This window comes from Nonomuraea sp. MTCD27 (assembly GCF_041950495.1).
Lineage (GTDB): Bacteria > Actinomycetota > Actinomycetes > Streptosporangiales > Streptosporangiaceae > Nonomuraea.
This window is the reverse complement of sequence record NZ_JBGNUW010000009.1, coordinates 361343-382810: the sequence shown is the minus strand read 5'-3', so window position 1 is coordinate 382810 and position 21468 is coordinate 361343. Positions and strand designations below refer to the sequence as shown.

20 protein-coding genes are annotated in these 21468 nt (G+C 70.2%); 9 read left to right on the top strand and 11 right to left on the bottom strand.

The window, feature by feature from the left end; genetic code table 11:
* The first annotated feature begins 15 nt into the window (after positions 1 to 15).
* Complete coding sequence (locus ACBJ59_RS27540) at positions 16 to 498, top strand: GNAT family N-acetyltransferase (protein WP_375113143.1); 483 nt, start codon at positions 16 to 18, stop codon at positions 496 to 498.
* Between the two features lie 54 nt (positions 499 to 552).
* On the opposite strand, the gene ACBJ59_RS27535 is transcribed toward ACBJ59_RS27540, so the two are convergent.
* The 5 genes from ACBJ59_RS27535 to ACBJ59_RS27515 form a co-directional block, all read right to left on the bottom strand.
* The gene (locus ACBJ59_RS27535; protein WP_375113142.1) at positions 553 to 2061 is read right to left on the bottom strand and encodes a glycoside hydrolase family 13 protein; all 1509 of its coding nucleotides are present in this window, start codon (positions 2059 to 2061) and stop codon (positions 553 to 555) included.
* A 4-nt stretch (positions 2062 to 2065) separates the two neighbouring features.
* Positions 2066 to 2998, bottom strand: coding sequence for a carbohydrate ABC transporter permease (locus tag ACBJ59_RS27530; protein WP_375113141.1), 933 nt, complete (start codon positions 2996 to 2998; stop codon positions 2066 to 2068).
* Positions 2995 to 3861, bottom strand: coding sequence for a sugar ABC transporter permease (locus ACBJ59_RS27525; protein ID WP_364120571.1), 867 nt, complete (start codon positions 3859 to 3861; stop codon positions 2995 to 2997). Before ACBJ59_RS27525 ends, ACBJ59_RS27530 begins: the two co-directional genes overlap by 4 nt.
* 5 nt (positions 3862 to 3866) lie before the next feature.
* Positions 3867 to 5189, bottom strand: a complete 1323-nt coding sequence (locus tag ACBJ59_RS27520; protein ID WP_375113140.1) for an ABC transporter substrate-binding protein — start codon at positions 5187 to 5189, stop codon at positions 3867 to 3869.
* Between the two features lie 451 nt (positions 5190 to 5640).
* On the bottom strand, positions 5641 to 6630 hold the full coding sequence (locus tag ACBJ59_RS27515) for a LacI family DNA-binding transcriptional regulator (RefSeq protein WP_375113139.1): 990 nt from the start codon (positions 6628 to 6630) through the stop codon (positions 5641 to 5643).
* Positions 6631 to 6868: 238 nt separating this feature from the next.
* On the opposite strand from ACBJ59_RS27515, the gene ACBJ59_RS27510 reads away from it, so the two are divergent.
* On the top strand, positions 6869 to 10135 hold the full coding sequence (locus ACBJ59_RS27510; protein WP_375113138.1) for a discoidin domain-containing protein: 3267 nt from the start codon (positions 6869 to 6871) through the stop codon (positions 10133 to 10135).
* Here ACBJ59_RS27510 and ACBJ59_RS27505 read toward each other — a convergent pair.
* Positions 10132 to 11004, bottom strand: coding sequence for a sugar kinase (locus ACBJ59_RS27505; protein ID WP_375113137.1), 873 nt, complete (start codon positions 11002 to 11004; stop codon positions 10132 to 10134). The two genes, ACBJ59_RS27510 and ACBJ59_RS27505, sit on opposite strands and share 4 nt — an antisense overlap.
* A 236-nt stretch (positions 11005 to 11240) precedes the next feature.
* On the opposite strand from ACBJ59_RS27505, the gene ACBJ59_RS27500 reads away from it, so the two are divergent.
* From ACBJ59_RS27500 to ACBJ59_RS27485, 4 genes are all read left to right on the top strand, one after another.
* The gene (locus ACBJ59_RS27500) at positions 11241 to 11933 is read left to right on the top strand and encodes a hypothetical protein (RefSeq protein ID WP_375113136.1); all 693 of its coding nucleotides are present in this window, start codon (positions 11241 to 11243) and stop codon (positions 11931 to 11933) included.
* 157 nt (positions 11934 to 12090) lie between these two features.
* Positions 12091 to 12795 carry a DUF4344 domain-containing metallopeptidase gene (locus ACBJ59_RS27495; protein WP_375113135.1) on the top strand — a complete coding sequence of 235 codons (705 nt, stop codon included), beginning with the start codon at positions 12091 to 12093 and terminating at the stop codon, positions 12793 to 12795.
* Between the two features lie 17 nt (positions 12796 to 12812).
* Positions 12813 to 13517, top strand: coding sequence for a maleylpyruvate isomerase family mycothiol-dependent enzyme (locus tag ACBJ59_RS27490; RefSeq protein WP_375113134.1), 705 nt, complete (start codon positions 12813 to 12815; stop codon positions 13515 to 13517).
* A gap of 13 nt (positions 13518 to 13530) precedes the next feature.
* Complete coding sequence (locus ACBJ59_RS27485; protein WP_375113133.1) at positions 13531 to 13788, top strand: DUF6343 family protein; 258 nt, start codon at positions 13531 to 13533, stop codon at positions 13786 to 13788.
* Here ACBJ59_RS27485 and ACBJ59_RS27480 read toward each other — a convergent pair.
* Positions 13759 to 13998 (bottom strand): DUF3040 domain-containing protein, encoded by a 240-nt coding sequence (locus tag ACBJ59_RS27480; RefSeq protein WP_375113132.1) that lies wholly within the window; start codon positions 13996 to 13998, stop codon positions 13759 to 13761. The genes ACBJ59_RS27485 and ACBJ59_RS27480 overlap by 30 nt on opposite strands.
* 132 nt (positions 13999 to 14130) lie before the next feature.
* Here ACBJ59_RS27480 and ACBJ59_RS27475 point away from each other — a divergent pair, with 132 nt between their 5' ends.
* The gene (locus ACBJ59_RS27475; RefSeq protein WP_375113131.1) at positions 14131 to 14823 is read left to right on the top strand and encodes a WHG domain-containing protein; all 693 of its coding nucleotides are present in this window, start codon (positions 14131 to 14133) and stop codon (positions 14821 to 14823) included.
* Positions 14824 to 14831: 8 nt separating this feature from the next.
* On the opposite strand, the gene ACBJ59_RS27470 is transcribed toward ACBJ59_RS27475, so the two are convergent.
* Genes ACBJ59_RS27470 through ACBJ59_RS27460 form a run of 3 tightly spaced genes read right to left on the bottom strand, consistent with a single transcriptional unit; the run spans position 14832 to position 16824 of the window.
* Complete coding sequence (locus ACBJ59_RS27470; RefSeq protein ID WP_375113130.1) at positions 14832 to 15779, bottom strand: DUF1152 domain-containing protein; 948 nt, start codon at positions 15777 to 15779, stop codon at positions 14832 to 14834.
* Between the two features lie 3 nt (positions 15780 to 15782).
* On the bottom strand, positions 15783 to 16031 hold the full coding sequence (locus tag ACBJ59_RS27465; protein ID WP_375113129.1) for a type B 50S ribosomal protein L31: 249 nt from the start codon (positions 16029 to 16031) through the stop codon (positions 15783 to 15785).
* A gap of 28 nt (positions 16032 to 16059) precedes the next feature.
* The gene (locus ACBJ59_RS27460) at positions 16060 to 16824 is read right to left on the bottom strand and encodes an SDR family NAD(P)-dependent oxidoreductase (RefSeq protein WP_375113128.1); all 765 of its coding nucleotides are present in this window, start codon (positions 16822 to 16824) and stop codon (positions 16060 to 16062) included.
* Between the two features lie 69 nt (positions 16825 to 16893).
* Between ACBJ59_RS27460 and ACBJ59_RS27455 the strand changes: the two genes are divergently transcribed.
* Together ACBJ59_RS27455 and recQ are read left to right on the top strand one after the other, a co-directional pair.
* A complete protein-coding gene (locus ACBJ59_RS27455; RefSeq protein WP_375113127.1) occupies positions 16894 to 18093 on the top strand; it encodes an MFS transporter in 1200 nt (399 codons plus the stop codon).
* 207 nt (positions 18094 to 18300) lie between these two features.
* Positions 18301 to 20121 carry a DNA helicase RecQ gene (gene recQ / locus ACBJ59_RS27450; protein ID WP_375113126.1) on the top strand — a complete coding sequence of 607 codons (1821 nt, stop codon included), beginning with the start codon at positions 18301 to 18303 and terminating at the stop codon, positions 20119 to 20121.
* 364 nt (positions 20122 to 20485) lie between these two features.
* Here recQ and ACBJ59_RS27445 read toward each other — a convergent pair whose 3' ends face one another.
* Positions 20486 to 21442 carry a maleylpyruvate isomerase N-terminal domain-containing protein gene (locus ACBJ59_RS27445; protein ID WP_375113125.1) on the bottom strand — a complete coding sequence of 319 codons (957 nt, stop codon included), beginning with the start codon at positions 21440 to 21442 and terminating at the stop codon, positions 20486 to 20488.
* Between the last annotated feature and the right edge of the window lie 26 nt (positions 21443 to 21468).

The window sequence follows — 21468 nt, the reverse complement described above, 5'->3', positions numbered from 1 at the left end:
TGTTGGCTGGAGGATATGACGGCGATATCCACGAAACGGCTGGAGCTGCGTCCCGCCGGGGTGCGCGATCTCGGCGTGCTCGTCCGGCACTGGAACGACCCGCAGGTCAGGCGTTACCTGTTCGACGATCGTGAAGTGGCCCCCCAGCTGGCCGGGACGCTGCTGCGCGACAGCGAGGCCGGCTTCGCGCGGCACGGCTACGGGCTGTGGCAGGTGTTCAGGGACGGCGTGCTGATCGGGGTGTGCGGGCTGCGGCGGCACGGCGAGGACCGGGTGGAGCTCCTCTACAGCCTGGATCCGGCTCACTGGGGGGCCGGGCTGGCGGCCGAGGCGGCCGAGGCCGTGCTCGCGGCGGGGCGGCGGGCGGGGCTGGCCGAGATCGTGATCGAGACCGACGCCGGCAACACCGCCTCGCAGCGGCTCGCGGAGCGGCTGGGCGCGGTGCTCGGGGAGGAGGCGGACGGGCTGCGGCGCTACACGCTCAAGCTCACGTCATGAACGATCGGGGTGCGGCGCCCCGAGCGGTACGCGGTCCGCTCGGGGCGCCGGACGTCAGGTCAGCCAGACCGTGGTGTCGGAAGGCAGGAGGCCGTCCTCGATCACGCCGCTGGCCAGCACGACCGTGCCCGCGGGCAGCGGGATCGGCTCCTTGCCCAGGTTCGTGATGCTGGTCAGGCCCGAGTCGCGGGTGAAGGCCAGCACCTCCTCCCCCAGGGACAGCCAGGTCAGCGTCCCGTCCCCGAGCAGGTCCCGGCGGACGCCCAGGCCCGCGCGGTACAGGTTGAGCATCGAGTCCAGGTCCGTACGCTGCGCCTCGGCCGTGAGCTTGCGCCAGCTCTCCGGCTGCGGGAGCCACGGCGTGCCGGTCCCGAAGCCGAACGGGGGCTCCTCGCCCGACCACGGCAGCGGGATGCGGCAGCCGTCGCGGCCCGGGTTCGTGCCGCCCGAGCGGGCGTACATCGGGTCCTGGCGGACCTCGTCCGGCAGGTCCTCCACCTCCGGCAGGCCCAGTTCCTCGCCCTGGTAGACGTAGACCGAGCCGGGCAGGGCCATGGCCAGCAACGCCGCCGCCCGGGCCCGGCGGTAGCCGAGCTCGGGGTCCGACGGCGTGCCGTGGAGGGCGCCCCCGTGCGCGAACGAGGTGTCGGCGCGGCCGTACCTGGTAACCGGCCTGGTGACGTCGTGGTTGGACAGCACCCACGTCGGCGGGGCGCCGATGGGGGTGTGGGTGGCCAGGGTGAGGTCGATGGACCTGCGCAGGTCGGCCGGGTCCCAGGCGCAGGACAGGAAGTCGAAGTTGAAGGCCGTGTGCAGCTCGTCGGGCCGCAGGTAGCGCGCGAAACGCTCCTGGTCGGGGAGCCAGACCTCCCCGATCAGGATGCGCTCGCCGTACTCGTCGGCCACCTCGCGCCACCGACGGTAGACGTCGTGGACCTCGTCGAGGTCTTCGTAGGCGGTGTCGGACTTGATCAGCAGGGCCGCCGAGTCGATGCGGACGCCGTCCACGCCGCGATCGAACCAGAAGCGCAGGACATCCTCGAACTCCCGGTGCACCTCCGGGTTGGTCCAGTTGAGGTCCGGCTGCTCCGGGGCGAACAGGTGCAGGTACCACTGCCCGTCGGGCACCTGCGTCCAGGCCGAGCCGCCGAAGATCGACTGCCAGTCGTTGAGCGGCTCGTCGGCGAACCAGAACCGGTCACGAGCCGCCGGGTTCTCCAGGGCCTCCTTGAACCAGGCGCTCTCGGTGGAGCTGTGGTTCGGGACCACGTCGATGATGACCTTGATGTCGAGTTCGTGCGCCTCCTGGATGAACCGCTCGGCCTCCGCCAGCGTGCCGAAGACCGGCTCGATGTCGCGGTAGTCGGCCACGTCGTAGCCACCGTCGGCCATCGGCGACGGATACCACGGGTTGAGCCAGATGGCGTCGATCCCGAGTTCTTGCAGGTACGGCAGGCGGGAGCGCAGGCCGGCGAGGTCGCCCACGCCGTCGCCGTTCCCGTCGGCGAAGCTACGCAGGTAGACCTGGTAGATCGCGGCCCCCCGCCACCACGTTTGCGACATGCGCTTATCCCTTGATGCTTCCGGCGGTGAGTCCCGCCATGATGTGCCGTTGGAAGATGAAGAAAACGATGATCATGGGGATGCTGGTGATCAGCAGGCCGCCCATGACCTGGTTCTGGGTGACGGCCCCGGCCGTCTGCGACAGGCCCACGCTGATGGTCATCTTGTCGCTGTCGGTCATGACGAGCAGCGGCCAGACGAAGTCCTTGAACGAGGTGACGATCGTGAAGATGGACACCACGCCCAGGATGGGCCTGGAGATCGGCAGGACCACCGAGCGGAGGATCCGCACGGCCCCGGCCCCGTCGATCTGCGCCGCCTCGATCAGCTCCCTGGGGATCGAGTCGAAGAAGCGCTTGAGCAGGAAGATGTTGAACCCGTTGGCCGCCGCGGGCAACCACAGCGCCCACGGGTTGTTGAGCAGCCCCAGGTCCACGACCGTGACGTACAGCGGGATCAGGATGACCATCGCCGGGATCATCAGCGTCGCCAGCATCATGCCCAGGATGACGTTGCCGAACATCGGCCGCAGCTTCGACAGCGCGTACGCCGCCGAGACGTCCACGGCCATGCAGACGATCCAGCCGCCTAGCGAGTAGTAGGCGGTGTTCGCCAGCAGCGTGCCGATGTCGAACAGGTCCCACGCCTCGAAGAACGCGTCGGGCGTGGGATCGGCCGGCACGAGCGTCGGCGGCATCTGCGCCAGCTCCTCCGGCGTCTTGAGCGCGCCGGTGACCATCCAGTAGAGCGGGAAGACGAAGGCCGCCGTGAAGACGACGAGGACCGTGGCCAGCACGAGCCAGTAGATCCGCCGGCCCCACCTGCTGTTGAGCTGGTGCGGGGAGACGATCGTACGGAACTGCACCTCGATCGGCTTCGGTGACCGCTTCCTGCCCCGCTTCCCCCCGGTCGTCGCCCGGGCTCCGACGGAGATCACGCCTTGTCCTCCCTGGTCAGCCGGAGCTGGAAGGCCGCGAAGACGAGCAGCACGATCATGAGCATCATGCCGAGCGCCCCGGCCGAGCCGTAGTCCTGGAGCGTGAACGCGTTCTGGAACATCAGGTACGCCACCGTGACCGTCGAGTTCTCCGGCCCGCCGCCGGTCAGCATGTACGGCTCGATGAACACCTGCATGGTCGCCACGATCTGCAGCATCAGCATGAGCAGCAGGATCAGCCGCGTCTGCGGGATCGTGACGTGCCTGATCCGCTTGAAGATCCCGGCACCGTCCAGCTCCGCCGCCTCGTACAGCTCCGGCGGGATGTTCTGCAGCGCGGCCAGGTAGATCAGCGTCGCGCTGCCCATGTTCATCCAGGTCGAGACGATGACCAGGGAGATCAGGGCGGTGGACGAGCTGTCCAGCCAGGCCAGCGGCGGCAGCCCGAAGAAGTCGAGTGCCTGGTTGAACAGCCCGGGCCCCGGGTCGTAGAACCACCTGAACAGCAGCACCGCCACGATCGGCGGCAGCATGACCGGCAGGTAGACCACGAACCGCAGGTAGGCCCGGGCGTGGCGCAGCTCGTTGAGCACGAGCGCGACGACGAACGGCACGGCATAGCCGCACAGCAGGGCGAGGAGCGTGAACTCCAGGGTGTTCAGCCAGGCTTCGCCGAAGGCCGGGTCCAGGAACGCCGTCTTGAAATTGTCCAGGCCCACCCAGATCGGCTCGTTGATCAGGTCGGTCTTCTGGAAGCTCAGGATGAACTCCCTGACCATCGGATACCAGGCGAACACCGTGAAGCAGGCCAGCGCCGCGCACAAGAACCCGTAGGCCGTCAGATTGCGCCTCAAGATCTGCATTGAGGTCAGCCCTTGGCCGCCAGCATCGAGTTGGCCTTCGTCTCGGCGTCCGCGAGCAGCTGGTCGACGCTGGCGTCCTTGCGGCTCAGCACGCCGGACATGGCCACGTCGAGGATGGCGTACAGCTCCTGCGCGTGCAGCGGCTCCGCCTTCGGCGGGATCGTGCCGGCGGCCTGTACGTACGACTCGTAGTTCGTCACCGGGAGCGAGGCGTTCTTCACCCGGTCGGCTTGGATGGCCTGGCCGGTGGGCGAGTCACCGAAGACGGCGTTGTCCGGCACGCCCACGGGGTTGCCGATGCTCTTGCCGCGGGCGAAGTCGAAGCGGCCCTTGCCGACGGTGTTGAAGCGGAAGTCGATCCACTCCAGCGCGGCCTTGGCCTCCTCCGGGGTCGCCTTAGGGTTGATCATGAACGCTTCGCCGCCGCTCAGCGACGCCTTGGCCTCGGGGAAACCGGTGATGCCGTAGTCGGCGACGTTGCCCTTGAACTTGTTCACCACGTCGGTGACCACGTCGGGGGCGCCCAGCATCATGCCGACCTTGCCGCTGCCCATGGCGACCATGAGCGACTCCCAGCCGACCAGCAGCTTGGAGCCCATGCTGTTGTCCACCCAGCGCATGTCGTGCAGGTTCTGCAGCACGGCCTTGCCCTCGGGCGAGTTGAACGCGGCCTTCTTGTTGTCGGGGGTCAGGATGTCGCCGCCGCGACCGTAGATGGCCTGGGTGAAGTGCCAGCCGCCGGTGTTGCCGCCGGAGTACTCGCCGTAGCCGACGTAGCCCTGGCCGAGCGCGGCGATCTTCTTGGCCGCCTCGCGGACCTCGGCCCAGGTCGTGGGCGGGGTGTTGGGGTCGAGCCCGGCCTTGGTGAACAGGGCCCGGTTGTAGACCAGGCCCACGCTGTAGTGGACGTTCGGGACGCCGAAGACCTTGCCGTCCTTGGTGACCAGCTCCTTGTGGTCGGCGCGCAGGTCGTTCCAGTTCTTGATGCTGCTGGTGTACTGCGTGATGTCCAGCGCCTGGCCCTTGGAGATCACGTCGTTGTAGTTGGTCACGGGCACCACGAAGGCGGTCTCCATCTGGCCGCCCGCCAGCTTGGGACCGAACGTCTTGGGGTCGAAGCACGGCTGCTGGTCGGTGCTCTTGACCGTCACGCCGGGGTGTTCCTTCATGAACGTGGCCACGTCGTCGTCCCAGGCCTGCCGCTCCTTCGGCGCGGACTTCGCCGGCTGGCAGGCCACCGTGATCGTCACGGCCTTGGCGCCGCCGCTGGCGTTGGGGGTGGCCGGCTCGCCGCCCGATCCGCAAGCCGAGGCCGCGAGTCCTAGCACGGTTACGAGCAAGAGTCCGGTGGATCTCTGCATGATCTGACCCTTCTGATGCGAGGTGCCCACACCATAGGATCCGTGACGTATGTGCGCAATATTTCGACTTCATATTGCAAGATAACGACTGCATTACGCCGCCGGTCCGGCGAACCTCCTCCACGGCACGGGGCCGCGCCCGTCCCCGCCGCACGGGCCGAGGGCTTGGGGACGACGGGAGGAGGATCGGCGGCGCTCGACCGCGTCGTGCCGCCGGACCGGCCCACGGAAGCGTCGTCCGCGGCGCCCACCGGTCCGGCCCGGGAAGCCGGCCCGCCCAGCACCGTCGTCAGGCGGTCCGGGGCGTGACGGGCCCGCGCACGCCGTTCACCGGGGGCGTGCTCCGGAAGGGGGGGCGGGGCCTCAGGAGGGGCGCCCGGAAGGCCCCCCTCGCCGGTGCCGGGCAGACCCCCTGGGGTCAGGGGTGGGCGCGGGCGGTGGAGGCGCGGACCACCAGTTCGGGTTCGAAGAGGAGCTCGTCGGCGGGCACCACGGCCTTGTCGATCTGGGCGACCAGGAGGTCGACGGCGGCGCGGCCCATGGCGTCGATCGGCTGGCGGACCGTGGTCAACGGCGGCTCCGTGCAGTTCATCAGGGCCGAGTCGTCGAAGCCGATGACCGAGATGTCCGTGGGGACGGCGAGGCCGGCGCGGCGGGCGGCGCGGACCGTGCCCAGCGCCAGCAGGTCGCTGGCGCAGATCACGCCGGTCACCCCGCGCCTGACCAGCCGGGCGGCGGCCGCGTGCCCGCCCTCCAGCGAGAACATCGTGTGCTCCACCAGCTCGGCGTCCCCGCCCCCGGCCTGGAACGTCTCCAGCTTGCGCCGCGACGGCATGTGGTCCTTGGGCCCGAGCACCATGCCGATCCGTTCGTGGCCGAGGGCGCGCAGGTGGGCGATGGCCATCTCGGCGGCCACCACGTCGTCGCACGACACCTGGGGAAAGTCGAGGTGCTCGACGGCGGCGTTGACCAGGACCGTGGGGAGCTTGCGCTCGTGCAGCAGCTCGTAGTGGCCGTGCGAGGCGTCGGCCTGGGCGTACAGGCCACCGGCGAAGACCACGCCGCTGACCTGCTGCTGGAGCAGGAGATCCACGTAGTCGGCCTCGGAGACGCCGCCGACCGTGCGGGTGCACAGCACCGAGGTGAAGCCCTGCTGCGCGAGGGCGCCCCCGACCACTTCCGCGAAGGCGGGGAAGATCGGGTTCTGCAGCTCGGGGAGCACCAGGCCGACCAGCCGGGCGCGGTCGCCGCGCAGCTGGGTGGGGCGTTCGTAGCCCAGCACGTCGAGCGCGGTCAGCACGGCCTCGCGAGTCGCGTCGGACACCCCGGGCTTGCCGTTGAGCACGCGACTCACGGTCGCCTCGCTCACCCCGACCTTCTTGGCCACCTCTGCGAGTCGTCGAGTCATGCGCAAACTATACGACCTTCCGCGCAAGCGCTTGCAACGGCTTACGTAGATCGGACGTCGTGGCTTGCGCCGCGCCCACGGCGGGGTTCGTGCCTGTACCCGCTCGCTGACCAGCACTTCGAGACGGCACTGTACAACTTTTGTCAGTCAAATGTTTGCGAAATGTCGTCGAAATATTGCGGCCTTCTGCTCGACATCTTATGGTTCGGCCATCCGCCTTACCCGAAGGGCCACCCCCATGAGAGCACTGCTTGCCGCCCTTACGTTACTGATCGGAATCCTGGTCGCCCCGCCCGCGTCAGCCGCGGCCGACACCAACCTCGCCGCCGGCAAGACCGCCACCGCGAGCAGCACCAACGACGTCTACACCGCCGCCAACGTGACCGACGGCAACCAGGCCACCTACTGGGAATCAGCCAACAACGCCTTCCCGCAGTGGATCCAGGTCGACCTGGGCACCACCGCCGGCGTGAACAAACTGGTGCTCAAACTGCCCACCGGATGGCCCAGCCGCACCCAGACCCTGACCGTCCAGGGCAGCACCACCGGCACCGCCTTCAACACCATCGCCGCCGCCGCCACCCACACCTTCAACCCGACCGCCACCATCACCTTCCCCACCACCACCACCCGCTACCTCCGCCTGCAGATCACCGCCAACAACGGCTGGCCGGCCGGACAACTGGCAGAACTCGAAGCCTGGGGCAGCGCCCCCGACAACCCCGACCCCGGCACCAACCTGGCCCTCGGCAAACCCATCACCGGCTCCGCACACACCCACACCTACGTGGCCGCCAACGCCAACGACAACAACGTCCAGACCTACTTCGAAGGCGCCGCCTACCCCAACACGCTCACCGTGCAACTCGGCGCGAACGCGGACCTCAGCTCGATCACCCTCAAGCTCAACCCGGACGCGGCCTGGGCCCGGCGCACCCAGACCATCCAGGTGCTGGGCCGCGAGCAGAACGCCACCTCCTTCACCAACCTGGTCTCCCCGACCGCCTACACCTTCGACCCGGCCACCGGCAACACGGTGACGATCCCGGTGACCGCCAAGGTCGCCGACCTCCGGCTGCAGATCACCGCCAACTCCGGCGCCCCCGGCGGCCAGATCGCCGAGTTCCAGATCTTCGGCACCCCGGCCGCCAACCCCGACCTCACCGTCACGAACCTGACCTCCGCCCCGGCCAGTCCGGTGGAGACCGACGCGATCACGCTGTCGGCCACGGTCCGGAACGCCGGGACGGCGGGCTCCGCCGCGACCTCGGTCACCTTCTACGCCGGCACCACCAAGGTCGGCACCGCCGCCGTGGGCGCCCTGGCCACCGGCGCCTCCACCACCGTCTCGGCGAACATCGGCGCCAGGGACGCGGGGACGTACCAGCTCTCGGCCAAGGCCGACGAGGACGGCAAGGTCGCCGAGCAGAACGAGGCCAACAACACCGCCACCGGCACGCTCACCGTGCGGCCGGTCGACACGGCCGACCTGATCGCCGCCCCCGTCGCCTGGACGCCGGGCAACCCGGCCGCGGGCAGCACGGTGACGTTCTCGGTCGCGATCAAGAACCAGGGCACCGTGGCGTCCGGCGGCGGCGCGCACGGCATCACGCTCACCGTCCTCAACGACGCCGGCACCGTCGTCAGGACGCTCACCGGCTCCACCAGCGGCGCCATCGCCCCCGGCGCCACGACCGGCCCGGTGAGCCTGGGCACGTGGACGGCGGCCAACGGCAGGTACACGGTCCGGACCGTGCTCGCCGACGACGCCAACGAGCTGCCGGTCAAGCGCGCCAACAACACCAGCACGCTGCCGCTGTTCGTCGGGCGCGGCGCGAACATGCCGTACGACACGTACGAGGCCGAGGACGCCGCGGTCGGCGGCGGCGCGACCCGCGTCGGCCCCAGCAGGGAGATCGGCACGGTCGCCGGCGAGGCGTCCGGGCGGCGCGCGGTGACGCTGAACCAGACCGGCGCCTACGTCGAGTTCACCACCAGGGCCCCGACGAACACCCTGGTCACCCGCTTCTCGATGCCGGACGCGCCGGGCGGCGGCGGGATCGACTCCACCCTGAACGTCTACGTCGACGGCACCTTCCTCAAGACCATCAACCTGACCTCCCGCTACGCCTGGCTGTACGGCCCCGAGGCGAGCCCGAACAACAACCCCGGCTCCGGCCCGCCCAGGCACATCTACGACGAGGCGAACCTGCTGCTCGGCAGGACCGTCCCGGAGGGCAGCAGGATCAGGCTGCAGAAGGACGCGGCCAACGCCCACAACTACGCCATCGACTTCGTCGACTTCGAGCAGGTCGCGCAGCTCGGGAACCCGGACCCGGCGAAGTACGCCGTACCGGCCGGATTCTCGCACCAGGACGTGCAGAACGCGCTGGACAAGGCCCGCATGGACGCCAACCTGACCGGCGTCTACCTGCCGCCGGGCGACTACCAGACCTCCAGCAAGTTCCAGGTGTACGGCAAGGCGATCAGGGTCGTCGGCGCCGGCCCCTGGTTCACCCGGTTCCACGCGCCCGCCGGCCAGCAGAACACCGACGTCGGCTTCCGGGCGGACGCGACGGCCAACGGCTCGACGTTCGCGAACTTCGCCTACTTCGGCAACTACGTCGAGCGCATCGACGGGCCGGGCAAGGTGTTCGACTTCACGAACGTGGCGAACATGACGATCGACAACATCTGGGTCGAGCACCAGATATGTATGTTGTGGGGCACGAACACGGACAACCTGACGATCAAGAACTCGCGGATCAGGAACGTGTTCGCCGACGGCCTGAACATGACCAACGGCAGCACCGGCAACCACGTCACCAACATCGAGACCAGGTCCACGGGCGACGACAGCTTCGCGCTGTTCTCGGCCATCGACAACAACTCGGGCGAGCAGTTCGGCAACGTCTACGAGAACCTGACCTCGCTGCTGACGTGGCGGGCGGCGGGCCTGGCGGTGTACGGCGGCTACGACAACACCTTCCGGAACATCTACGTGGCCGACACGCTGGTGTACTCGGGCGTCACGATCAGCTCGCTGGACTTCGGGATCCCGATGCACGGCTTCGGCGCCAGCCCGCCCACCACGTTCGACAACATCTCGCTGGTCAGGGCCGGCGGCCACTTCTGGGGCCAGCAGACGTTCCCAGCGATGTGGCTGTTCTCCTCCTCCAAGGTGTTCCAGGGCATCCGCGTCAGCAACCTGGACATCGTGGACCCGACGTACAGCGGGATCATGTTCCAGACCGGCTACTCCAGCCCCTCGACCCCGCTGAACCCGGTCAAGGACACGATCCTCACGAACGTGTCGATCAGCGGGGCGCAGAAGAGCGGTGACGCCTTCGACGCCAAGTCCGGGTTCGGCATCTGGGTGAACGAGATGCCCGAGCCCGGCCAGGGCCCGGCGGTCGGGTCGGCCACGATCAACAACGTCAGGTTCAGCAACAACCATCAGAACATCAAGAACACGACCTCGACCTTCACCCTGACCGTGAACTAGAGCTCGTCCCTGGTGGGCAACCCCTGCCAGTCGCTCACGCTGGTCACCGCGGCGGCGCTCAACAGCGCCCCGCGGTGCAGGCGCTCCTGGGGGATGAGGCCGTCGAGCGCAGCGCTGATGTAACCGGCCGCGAACGCCTCCCCCGACCCTGCCGGGTCCACCACGGGGACCTGCCGGCCCTGCACGTCGTACCGCATCCGGTCGGCCCGCACGCTGGCGCCCTTCGCGCCGCGGTCCACCACGACCTCCCGCTCCGGCGTGAGAGCCGGTTTGACCAGGTCGAGCTCGTCCTGGCGGAGGAAGAGCAGGTGCGAGTCGCAGGCCAGCTCGCTGAGCACCTCCTCGGCCTCGCGCACGGACGGCCACAGCTCGGGGACGTACTCGACGGAGAAGGAGATCATCACCTCGGCGTTCTTGGCCGCGCTCACGGCGGCGAGCACGGCGTCCTGCGCGTCCCTGCCCAGGCCCGCCGTGACGCCGCTCACGTGCAGCATCTTCGCGGCGGCGATCCGGTCGATCGGTACGTTGCCCGGCGCCAGCAGCGAGCCCGCCGAGCCGGCGCGGTAGTGCGTCACCTTGGGCTCGCGGGCGACGCGGGACTCCCGCAGGACCAGTCCCGTACGCACGCCGCCGGCCACGCGCACGTCCTCGACGTCCACGCCCTCGCCCCTGAGCACGGTCAGCGCCCGGGCGCCCAGCTCGTCGTCGCCCACCTTGCCCAGGTACGCACACCGGTGCCCGAGCCGGGCCAGGCCGATGGCGAGCGTGAACTCCGGCCCGCAGACGTCCAGCCTGGCCTCGGTCTCATGGCGAACACGGCCGCTGGAGACCACCCCCAGCGGCTCGCCCAGCGTGTACACGTCCGTCATGAGGCAGACTGTAGTAGGTCAAGTCACCGCAAAAGTGATTTTTTTGCATAAGCCCTGGTTAAAGCCGTGATCAAATATTTTCTGTAACTTTAGCGAACCTTTTCCCCATCCGGTGGCTCAAAGTAGTAGAGGGAGCCGGCACCCCGGGCCGGCTCTGAGTCAATACGGGGAGAGGAATCAGCACCCTCATGAAAAAGATCGCAGTAGGTATCCTTTCCGCCCTTGTGGGCGGGGCCATGCTGGTGTCTGGCGCGGGAGCCGCCACGGCCGCCACCAAGACGGACACCCAGCTCAAGATCCGTGACATCAGCCCGAACCCCGTGGTGGTCAAGGCCGGTGCCGAGACGACCGCGTACTTCGATATCGGGGCCAGCTCCGACGTCGAGAAGGTCGAGCTCAGCGTCGCGCCCGCGGACGCGAACTTCCGCACGATGCGCGGCAAGGACGCCAAGGACCTCGAGGGCTGGCGTTGGGCCATCGGGTTCAACGAGAACGACCCCGCCGGCAAGTGGCGGGCCACCGCCGTCGCCTTCGACAAGGGCGGCAAGGAGATCGCGAAGGACGAGGCGTTCTTCTCGGTCGAGATCGTCAAGGGCAAGGCCGACACGCGGATCTCCCGCTTCAGCGCCGACCCCTACAAGGTCCGCAAGGGCAAGTCGATCTACTTCTCCGGCCGTCTCCTGGTCGATGACCACGGTTGGGAGGGTGTCCGCGGCGAGCGCGTGAGCATCTACTACCGTGCGAACGGCTCGAGCGCCTGGAAGTGGGTCGCCTCCGACTGGACCGACCGCGGCGGCAAGTTCTACGCCAAGACCCGCGCCTACAAGAGCGGCACCTTCAGGGCCGTGTACGCCGGTGACGACGAGCTCGAGGGCGCCAAGAGCCGCACGGACTACGTGCGGGTCTACGGCTCCTGGTGGCGTCGTTGATCCATTCGCCTGAGGCCCGGTCTCCCTTTGGGGACCGGGCCTCCGGTTTTCCGGAATCTTTTACCTCTCGGAGGTTTATCGATCACTCGATCGCCGCATGGACAGTCCCATTGCGCTGATCGACCCCGAACGATCGACCCCCGAAGGAGCCCCCGGTATGCCGCACCCCGTGATCGCCCTCGTCCTGAGCATGACGAGCACACTGGGGGCGGCGCCCGCGCCGGAACTGTCCGTACGCTACGAACGCCCCGACTCGTCGCGCGCCGAGCAGGCCAGGCAGGTGCTGAAGGACAGCGGCGCGCTGCGGACCGGGATCCGGCTGCCCGAGCCGGTCAAGGTCGTCGCCCGCGACTGCGACTCCCCCACGGCCACCTGGGACCACGAGCGACGCGAGATCACCCTCTGCTACTCGCTGGTCGACAAGGTACGCGGCACGATCAAGGGCATCTCCCAGACCGAGGAGACCAGCCCGGACGCCGCGCGGGCCCACCTGGACGGCGCGCTGTCCGTGCTCTTCCACCACCAGCTCGGCCACGCCCTGACCACGCTCAACGGCATGCAGGACAGCGACGCGCAGGCCGACCAGTTCGCGGCGCTGACGCTCGCGGCCGACCGGCCCAAGCGCGCGGCGGCCGCCGCCGAGGCCCGCCACCTGCTCGCCGGCCACGCCGGCATCGACCACCTGTCCGGCCTGGAGGAGTCCGCCACGTTCGCCTGCCTGCTCTACGGCTCCGACCCGGCCGAGCACGCCCGCATCGCCAAGGGCGGCTGGGTTCCGGCCGAGCGCGCACCTGCCTGCGCCGCCGAGTACGGCAGGGTCAAGTCCACCATCGGGGACAAGGTCGTGAAAGTCGGCACGTGAGGGGTAGCGTCCGAAGTATGGCCGAGGACCTGCTCAAAGACTTCAACCCGTTCGACATCTTCGACGCCGAGGCCGCCCGGCTCGACCGGTACTTCTCGGGTCTCGACGAGGCCGGTTGGCGGCAGCCGTCCCGGTGCGAGGGCTGGTCGGTGCGCGACGTGCTGGCGCACCTGGCGGGCGAGGAGCTGTACAACCACGCCTGCCTCGACGGGACCGTCCATGACCTGATGGCCCAGGTCGCCGACGTGGGCGTGACCGGGTTCAACGACTTCAACGAGTGGTGCGTACGCGAGCGCCGCGACCTGCCCGTCGAGGACGTCCTGGCGGAGTGGCGGACCAAGAACGGCGAGACGCGCGAGCGCATGCGGGCACTCGGCCGCGACGCCCTGCTGGACACGATGGCCGGCCCCTACCCGGTGGGCCTGCAGACATTCCACTACGACTCCGAGTACGCCACCCACGCCGACGACGTCGGCGCGCCCGTCTCCGACCACGAGATCGACGACAGGACGTTGTGGCGGGTGGCGGTGGGCCGGTTCGTGCTGGCCGAGCAGGACGCCAAGGTGCAGGTGGAGCAGACGGCCGACGAGATGTGGACGGCCGTGGACGGGGTCACCGCCGCCCTGTCGTATCCGGAGTTCGTCGAGGCCACGGTGGGCCGCCTGCCCGCCTCCCACGAGGTCGATCCGCGCGTCGTCTCGACCCTGAGGTGCCTCGCCTGAGAGGGGAACCGTCATGTGGCTGCGTAACCGCGAGGGCACCGAGCCGCTGACCGCGCGCAGCCCGTTGCGCGCCCGCCGCGTCCTGTCCCTCGTCGCCCTGGTGCTCGGTGTCATAGCGGCGGTCTTCTTCGCCGTGCAGGCCATGAACACGGGCGAGGAGGTGTGGCGCTGGGAGGCCGCCATCGCCGCCGCCGTGGCCGTCATCGCCGCCATCGACCTGCTGGTGCTGCGGCACCGGCGCTCACGTGGTGAGGACCGCCACCAGCAGTAGCAGGATCACCACCGCGCCCAGCCAGAAGATCGCCCACACGTGGGCCAGGGCCCACATGCGCAGCCGGTCGCCGTGGCCCTGAGGGAAGGCGTCTCCACCCGACTCGATCCGGTTGATCGCCGCGACCCGCCTGGCCAGCTCGGGGTCCTCCCGCTCGAGGGCGCGCTCGATCTCGGCGAGAATGCGGCGTTCCCTTCCGGAGAGACCCATCGCACCACCATCGCTCCCACGCCGGTGCCCACCTTTTACCCACCGGTAGCCGGGGCATGCCCGGCCGTTGACGAAGGCGACCGTCACGTGATGACACCGTGTGCTGGGATCGGAACTCAGGATAATGAAGGGATGTCCACACCGCGACAGCGCTACCGCGAGCAGGTCCGGAGCGAGATCAAGCAGGCCGCGCTCGCTCAGATCGGCGCCGGCGGGGCAGCGGCCCTCAGCCTGAACGCGGTGGCCAGGCACCTGGGGATGACCGGACCGGCCATCTACAAGTATTTCGAGAGCCGCGACAGCCTGCTCACCGAGCTGATCCTCGACGGGTTCGGTGAGGTGGCGGCGGCCGTCCGCGCGGAGGTCCCGGCGGAGGGCTCAGGGGGCGAGCCGCGCGAGCGCCTGCACGCTCTGGCGCGGGCGTTCTTCTCCTGGGTCGTGGCCCACCCGCACCTGTTCCACCTGCTGGCCGGGACACCGTCGCCCGGATACCGGGCGCCGCCGGAGAGCGTCCGGCAGGCCAGGGAGGTGCTGGGGCCGTTCCTGCCGGTGTTCGGTCGGGGGCGGTGCGGGCCGGCCGCCGCGCCGCTGCGGGAGGAGCTGCTCCGCTGGGTGGATGAGACGCCCGACGTGGCCGAATGGGTGCGCGCGTACGCGCCGGACGGCGATCCAGGCACGGCGCTGACCGGGACCGTCATGGTGTGGACCCGCCTCCAGGGGATCCTGAGCCTGGAGGTCCAGGGGCAGTTCACCGGGATGGGACACCGCGCCGCCACGCTGCTGACGGCCGAGATGGACTCGCTGGCCGACACCATGGGCCTCTAGCCCGGTCTCTAGTGTGGAAACGCCTTGGGCGGGCGTGGCGTGATCTCGTCACGGAACGCCTCGATGACGGAGACCACCTGCCGCATCAGCACGGTGTCCGCCAGGCGGTCGAGATAGAGCGAGCGCCGGGCCAGCGCGTCGAGGTCCACGGCGAAGTAGAGGGCCATGAGCGGGTTGACGAACAGCTCGCTGCCGCGCGTCCTGTCGGTGAAGCGCACGTCCCCGAACTCGCCGCGCACGGCCGCGGCGATCGAGCCGTTGACGATGCTCGGGTAGGCGGGCAGCTCCGCCTGCGCGTGCGCGACCGCGTCGAGGTAGAGGGCGCCCGCCTTCGTGGCCCTGGAGACCGAGAACGCGCCCAGGTAGGCGCCGTCGCGCTCCAGGGCGGCCAGGTTCTCCAGCACCTGTACGTGGTTGACGCCGTGATAGGCGTCCACGCCGAAGCCCAGGCAGGCCACGATCTTCTCGGGGACGTCGAGGGCGTGCACGGCGGCCAGGCTCGTCATGTCGTCGGCCGGGGTGCCGAGCCCGGCCTCGTCGCCGCGCATCAGGATGTCGGTGCCGCCGTCCACCAGGACGATCGCGTCGAGGCCGAGGTGCTCGGCGAGCTTGGCGTACGCCGCGCGCAGCGGTCGCACGCCGACCTTGGGGAAGGCGTACACGGTGGACGGCTGGCCGTGCGCCGCCAGCCAGCGCGACAGGCAGCCCTCGGGGAAGTACCAGTCGCGCGAGGGCGTGTCGGGGTGGATCTCGGCGACGTCCTCGTGCAGCCAGACGTCGAGGTCGAGGGCGTCGAGGTGGCTGAACGACAAGTTCGCCAGGTGCACCTCCTTGCCTGCTTCCCGGAGGGTCAGGGCAAGGGGTAACCCGGCGTACACGTCCGATCCCCCGCCCGCGCCGGCGACGAGGATGCGGCTCGAACGATCAAGCCGGGCGGACAGGGGCGAATCGAACATGCATCAGATCTTGCCACCGTATCGCTGCTTGAAGCGCTCGACACGGCCGGCGGTGTCGAGGACGCGGCCACGGCCCGTGTAGAAGGGGTGGCTGGCGGACGACACGTCCACGTCGACGACCGGGTAGGTCCTGCCGTCCTCCCACTCGACGGTCCTGTCGCTGGTCAGGGTCGAGCGGGTGAGGAAGGCGAAGCCGACGCTCGGGTCGCGGAAGACGACCGGACGGTAGTCGGGGTGCAGGTTCTTTCTCATGGCCCTTGCAACCAGGAGACAACGGTTTTCATTCCCTGGATTCGGGATCCAGACCGAGCACCGTACGACCGCCGTCCACCGGGATCGTGGCGCCGTTGACGAAGGCCGCGTCCGGGGAGAGAAGGTGCGCCACGACGGAGGCCACCTCGGACGGGGCGGCGACGCGGCCCAGGGGGTGCAGCCTGGCCAGCTCCGCCACCACCGCCGCCGCGTCCTCCGGGGCCTGCCCGGCCAGGAACTCCTCGTACCGTTCCGTCGCCACCGAGCCGGGGGCCACGGCGTTGACCCGGATGCCGTACCTGCCGTACTCCACGGCCAGCGCCCTCGTCAGCCCCTCCGTGGCGGCCTTGGCCGTCGAGTAGGGCAGGCTGCCGGGCACCGCCCTGGTGGCCTGGTGGGAGGTGACGTTCACGATGGCGCCGGGCGTGCCGGACGCCAGGAAGTGGCGTACGGCCGTGGCGCAGCCGACCACGGCGAGGTCCAGGTTGGCCGCGATCAGCGCCCTGACCTCGGCGATCGGCGACGAGTGCACGGAGGCGTCCCGGAACACGGCGGCATTGTTCACCCAGCCCGCCAGCGTGCCCGCCTCCTGGGCCAGGTCGGCGGCCCACGCGGCGACCTCCTCGTCGGCCGCGTCGCCGATCAGGGGGATGACCCGGGGGCCGGCCCAGTCCAGGGCGCCGGGGTCGCGCTCGACGGCCACCACGGTGTCCTTCTCACCGAGAAGGAGCCGCTCCACCACGGCTCTTCCGATGCCACGCCCGCCGCCGGTCACCACATAGGAAAGAGTCATGTCCCGACGCTATGTCCCCAGTGACCTATATCACCGTATTTCCGGGAGGTGAACGGGAAAGAAACAGGCGTGATCGCCGGCGCCGAACTGAAGTCCCCCGCGCGCATGATCGGCGCACTCGCGATCACCCAGACCGCCGGATACGGCATCCTCTACTACGCGTTCTCCGTGTTCATCCCGCCGATGTCGCGCGACCTGGACGCCGGGGTCGCCCAGCTGACCGGGGCGATCACGCTGGCCGTGCTGGTGTCCGGCCTCGTGGCGCCGCTCATCGGGCGCTGGCTGGACCGGCACGGCGGGCGCGGGCTGATGACGGTGGGCTCCGCGCTGGGCGCGCTGGCGGTGCTGGCCTGGTCGCAGGTGCGGTCGGTGGTGCAGCTCTACCTCGTGTGCGGGGTGCTGGGCATGGCGTCGGCCATGGTGCTGTACGAGGCGGCGTTCGCGGTGATCGTGGCCTGGTTCGACGCGCGCCGGCGGGCGCGGGCGCTGCTGGCGGTGACGGTGGTGGCGGGGTTCGCCTCCAGCATCTTCCTGCCGCTGACCGGGTTACTCGTGGAGCTGTACGGATGGCGGCAGGCGCTGGTCGTCCTGGCCGTCGGCTACGCGCTGACCGCCGTGCCGCTGCACGGGCTGGCCGTGCGGAGCCGGCGGGCGCCGCCCCAGGCCGGCCGGCGGGAGATCGTCCGGGCGGCGGTGCGGGGGCGGCCGTTCTGGCTGCTGGCCGCGGCCTTCCTGACCCAGACCGGCGCGGTGGCGGTCATGGGGGTGCTGCTGGTGACGTACCTGATCACGCTCGGGCATTCGCCGGTGTTCGCCGCCGGCGTGGCCGGGCTGCTCGGCGTACTGTCCGTGACCGGGCGGCTGGTCACCACCGGGTTGCAGGCGCGGTGGCCGGTGGCGCTGATCACGGCGGTCATGTTCGGGCTGCAGGGCCTGGCGGCCGTGCTCCTGCCGCTGGTCGGGCGGGGCGGGGTGGGGGCGGTCGTGGCGGTGGTGCTGTTCGGGCTGGGGTTCGGGGTGGCCACGATCGCGCGGCCCGCGCTGCTGGCCGACCGGTACGGCACGGCCGCGTACGCGTCGCTGAGCGGGGCGCTCGCGCTGCCGATCACCGTGGCCAAGGCCGTGGCGCCGCTGCTGGCCGCCGGGATCGCGCAGGTCGCCGGGTATCCGGCGGTGATGGGGGCGGTGGCGGGGGCGTGCGTGCTCGGCGCGCTGTCACTGGTGGCCTACGAACGCGGCGCCCGCGGCACGTCGGAGGCCGCTGCTTGACCGTGCGGGGAGTGACCCCGCGTTGCATGGACAGCCGCGCGGCCTTGGCCGTACGAACAGTCGCCCGGCCTTAGTACCGTAGGCGTACCGGCCTTTCGGGGCGGCCTTCGGGACGAGCACGGCGCTGCCCGCCGCTGACCGCCCCGGCCCGATCCGCCATCGGCGGAACTGACGATCCGTTCACCCGCGAACACGTAAGGTAGCCGCATGGATACCCCCACCGACGTCCTGCACCGCGTGTTCGGCTACGACTCGTTCCGGGAGGGCCAGCAGGAGATCATCGATCACGTCGTGGCCGGTGGTGACGCGCTCGTGCTGATGCCCACCGGCGGCGGCAAGTCGCTGTGCTACCAGATCCCCGCCCTGGTGCGCCGCGGCGTGGGGGTGGTCATCTCGCCCCTGATCGCGCTGATGCAGGACCAGGTCGACGCGCTGCGGGCGCTCGGCGTGCGGGCGGGGTTCCTCAACTCGACGCAGGACTTCGACGAGCGGCAGCTCGTGGAGTCGGAGTTCCTGGCCGGCGAGCTCGACCTGCTCTACCTCGCCCCCGAGCGGCTGCGCGTCGACGCCACGCTGCGGCTGCTGGCCAAGGGCGAGATCTCGGTGTTCGCGATCGACGAGGCCCACTGCGTGGCGCAGTGGGGTCACGACTTCCGCCCCGACTACCTGGAGCTGTCCCGGCTGCGCGAGCTGTGGCCCGAGGTGCCGCGCATCGCGCTCACCGCCACCGCCACGCCCGCCACGCACACCGAGATCTCCTCCAGGCTCGGCCTCGAGCAGGCCCGCCACTTCGTGGCCAGCTTCGACCGGCCCAACATCCACTACCGCATCGCGCCGAAGAGCGAGCCCAAGCGGCAGCTCCTGGAGTTCCTGCGCACCGAGCACCCCGGCGACTCCGGCATCGTCTACTGCCTGTCGCGCTCCTCGGTCGAGAAGATCGCGGAGTTCCTGGTGGACAACGGGATCGCGGCGGTGCCCTACCACGCGGGGCTCGACGCCCGCACCCGCGCCCTGCACCAGTCCCGCTTCCTGCGGGAGGACGGGCTGATCGTGGTGGCCACGATCGCGTTCGGCATGGGCATCGACAAGCCTGACGTGCGCTTCGTGGCCCATCTCGACCTGCCCAAGTCGCTGGAGGGCTACTACCAGGAGACCGGGCGGGCGGGGCGCGACGGGCTGCCCGCCACCGCGTGGATGGCCTACGGGCTCAACGACGTGGTGCAGCACCGGCGCATGGCCATGGAGGGCGACGACGCGCACCGCCGGCGGCAGGTGCTGCACCTGGACGCGATGCTGGCGCTGTGCGAGGCCGTGGGCTGCCGCCGGATGATGCTGCTCGACTACTTCGGGCAGAAGGGCTCGCAGCCGTGCGGCAACTGCGACACCTGCCATACGGCTCCCGAGTCGTGGGACGGCACGGTCCCCGCCCAGAAGGTGCTCTCCACGGTGCTGCGGCTGGCGCGGGAGCGGCGGCAGAAGTTCGGGGTGGGGCAGGTGGTCGACATCCTGCTCGGCAAGAAGACCGCGAAGGTGCTGCAGCACGGGCACGAGACGCTGAAGGTGTTCGGGGTGGGCGACGACCTGGGCAACGCGGAGTGGCACGGGGTCGTGCGGCAGCTGCTGGCCCAGGGGCTGCTGGCGGTGGAGTCCGACTACGGGGCGCTGGTGCTGACCGACGAGAGCGCGGCGGTGCTGCGGGGGGAGCGGGAGGTGCTGCTGCGCCGCGACACGCTGCGCCCGGCCCGCGCCAAGGTCGCCGCCACCTCCGCCGCCAAGGCCGTGGTGGAGCTGCCCGCGGAGGCCGCCGAGGTCTTCGAGCGCCTGCGCGCGTGGCGCGCGGCCACCGCCAAGGAGCAGGGCGTGCCCGCCTACGTCATCTTCCACGACGCGACCCTGCGTGAGATCGCCACCCGGGCGCCGTCGACGCTGGCCGAGCTGGGCACGGTCAACGGGGTGGGGGAGAACAAGCTGGCGAAATACGGGGAGCAGGTGCTGGAAACCCTCCACCAGGACATCGCAGCGCCCTGAACCGTGGGCACCCGACCCTTGCGGCTGGTCACCGGGGCAGCGGGAGCCGGTTCGAGCGCCGTTGAAGGCGTGGTGGTGGCGACGGCCGCACGAAGAACGGTCGTCGCCACCACGTTGGTCGGCCTGTCCGCGGTGGGCGGGCGCGCTGCCTCGCGGATCCGGCCGGACGGGTTCCGTCCCCCTGGAACGGTGTCGTCTGCGTGGTCATCCCGGCTGTGGTCGGGTTCCCGTTACCGATCTTCTCACCGTATCGGCTGGGGCGTCGTGGGTTCGCTGGGGAGGCGTGCCGGGATCGGTGGTCTGACTTTGGTCGTACAGAGTGATCGTACGACGTGTGGGCGCTGGATGACGGGTGGGTGGACCCTCAGTTGTCGAGATACCAGTCCGGGTGGCGGCCGAGGTAGGCGAGAAGGTGGTCCTGGGCGGGTGCGTGGGGGGCGACCGGCACCGGTGGGGCGAACCTGGTGGGGCGGTCGTGGGGGGTGACGAACAGGTGGGCCAGGTCGAGCAGTTCCTCGGCCAGGAGCGGCGGGATCGGGCGGTGCTCGCCGCAGGCCCTGGCCACGTCCCAGCCGTGTACGGCGATCTCGATGGCGCCCACCGCCGCGACCATGGGGCTGGTCAGGTGGCGGTCGTCGATGAAGACGAGATTGTCAGTGATCATGGCGGTCCACCGGCCGAGCACCTCCGTGGCGCCGTCCCTGACCAGGAGGGCCGGGTTGCAGCCCCGTGCGGTGGAGGGTTGCGCCCACGCCGGTGGACGCGGCGGCCGTCCCGCGGCCCGCCCCGGCCCCGCACCCACCCCGGAAGCCGCGGCACCACCGAGGCGGCCGACGGAGCCTTGCCGTGGTCCCGCAGCGCCCGGCTCTCCGCCCGTGAAGCCCTGCCGTCCTCCCGTAGTGCCGTGTCGTCCTCCCGTAGTGCCGTGTCGTCCTCCCGCGATGCCCTGCCATGGGCCCGCGGCGGCTTGCCATGGGGCCATCGGCGGGCTGCCCGGCGGGTCGGGGGTGATGCGCCGCGCACCCGCGGGGGGACCGCCGGCCTCGCCCGGTGTTGCCTGCCACGGATCCGCCGATGGGTCGCCGGTCCGGGTACGAAGGGGGTGGGTGGGGGTGGGTGGGATGTGGCCGGCGGCGGCTTCGTGCAGGGTGCGCAGGGAGTCGTCCATGTGCGCCAGCAGGCGCTGGAGGTTCCAGCCGGTGCAGGGCGTCGCGCGGCAGAGGGCGGCCGGGGTCACGACGCGCAGGCTGCCGAGGGTGTAGTCGATGGCCCGCTCCAGCAGCGCCACGCCCGCCGCCAGCGCCCGATCATGCTCGCTCATATCGCCTCCTCATGGATGGAGACCCA

What these genes read in the sequence shown, in the direction of transcription:
- ACBJ59_RS27540 (WP_375113143.1), top strand. Translation starts at nt 16, where the DNA reads ATGACGGCGATATCCACGAAACGGCTGGAGCTGCGTCCCGCCGGGGTG.
- ACBJ59_RS27535 (WP_375113142.1), bottom strand. Translation starts at nt 2,061, where the DNA reads ATGTCGCAAACGTGGTGGCGGGGGGCCGCGATCTACCAGGTCTACCTG.
- ACBJ59_RS27525 (WP_364120571.1), bottom strand. Translation starts at nt 3,861, where the DNA reads ATGCAGATCTTGAGGCGCAATCTGACGGCCTACGGGTTCTTGTGCGCG.
- ACBJ59_RS27515 (WP_375113139.1), bottom strand. Translation starts at nt 6,630, where the DNA reads ATGACTCGACGACTCGCAGAGGTGGCCAAGAAGGTCGGGGTGAGCGAG.
- ACBJ59_RS27510 (WP_375113138.1), top strand. Translation starts at nt 6,869, where the DNA reads ATGAGAGCACTGCTTGCCGCCCTTACGTTACTGATCGGAATCCTGGTC.
- ACBJ59_RS27505 (WP_375113137.1), bottom strand. Translation starts at nt 11,004, where the DNA reads ATGACGGACGTGTACACGCTGGGCGAGCCGCTGGGGGTGGTCTCCAGC.
- ACBJ59_RS27500 (WP_375113136.1), top strand. Translation starts at nt 11,241, where the DNA reads ATGCTGGTGTCTGGCGCGGGAGCCGCCACGGCCGCCACCAAGACGGAC.
- ACBJ59_RS27495 (WP_375113135.1), top strand. Translation starts at nt 12,091, where the DNA reads ATGCCGCACCCCGTGATCGCCCTCGTCCTGAGCATGACGAGCACACTG.
- ACBJ59_RS27490 (WP_375113134.1), top strand. Translation starts at nt 12,813, where the DNA reads ATGGCCGAGGACCTGCTCAAAGACTTCAACCCGTTCGACATCTTCGAC.
- ACBJ59_RS27485 (WP_375113133.1), top strand. Translation starts at nt 13,531, where the DNA reads ATGTGGCTGCGTAACCGCGAGGGCACCGAGCCGCTGACCGCGCGCAGC.
- ACBJ59_RS27480 (WP_375113132.1), bottom strand. Translation starts at nt 13,998, where the DNA reads ATGGGTCTCTCCGGAAGGGAACGCCGCATTCTCGCCGAGATCGAGCGC.
- ACBJ59_RS27475 (WP_375113131.1), top strand. Translation starts at nt 14,131, where the DNA reads ATGTCCACACCGCGACAGCGCTACCGCGAGCAGGTCCGGAGCGAGATC.
- ACBJ59_RS27470 (WP_375113130.1), bottom strand. Translation starts at nt 15,779, where the DNA reads ATGTTCGATTCGCCCCTGTCCGCCCGGCTTGATCGTTCGAGCCGCATC.
- ACBJ59_RS27465 (WP_375113129.1), bottom strand. Translation starts at nt 16,031, where the DNA reads ATGAGAAAGAACCTGCACCCCGACTACCGTCCGGTCGTCTTCCGCGAC.
- ACBJ59_RS27460 (WP_375113128.1), bottom strand. Translation starts at nt 16,824, where the DNA reads ATGACTCTTTCCTATGTGGTGACCGGCGGCGGGCGTGGCATCGGAAGA.
- recQ (WP_375113126.1), top strand. Translation starts at nt 18,301, where the DNA reads ATGGATACCCCCACCGACGTCCTGCACCGCGTGTTCGGCTACGACTCG.
- ACBJ59_RS27445 (WP_375113125.1), bottom strand. Translation starts at nt 21,442, where the DNA reads ATGAGCGAGCATGATCGGGCGCTGGCGGCGGGCGTGGCGCTGCTGGAG.